Annotated in this window: 1 protein-coding gene; it reads right to left on the reverse strand. The window is 73.1% G+C overall.

What is annotated here, in order from left to right:
- Nucleotides 1–17 precede the first annotated feature (17 nt).
- A partial coding sequence (locus A4V12_RS39200) for an SDR family oxidoreductase (RefSeq protein ID WP_234372357.1) occupies nucleotides 18–305 on the reverse strand: 288 nt, incomplete at its 5' end.

The raw sequence follows: 305 nt of genomic DNA on the forward strand, positions 1-305 counted from the left end.
GCTCGTGATCAATACACCTAGGCGGCGTGCCCGCCGTCCACCGCGAACTCGGCGCCCGTCACGTACGCCGCGTCGTCCCCGGCCAGGTACGCCACCAGCGACGCCACCTCGTCCGCCACGCCGAACCGCCCCAGGGCCGTCACCGCCCGCTGGCCGTCCGCGAACGGGCCGTCGGCGGGGTTCATAGCGGTGTCGACCGGGCCGGGGTGGACGATGTTCGCGGTGATGCCCCGCCCGCCCAGTTCACGGGCGAGCGCTCTGGTGAGGCCCACCAGCGCGGACTTGCTCATGGTGTAGAGCGTCGC

This window comes from Streptomyces noursei (assembly GCF_001646665.1).
GTDB lineage: Bacteria > Actinomycetota > Actinomycetes > Streptomycetales > Streptomycetaceae > Streptomyces > Streptomyces lavendulocolor.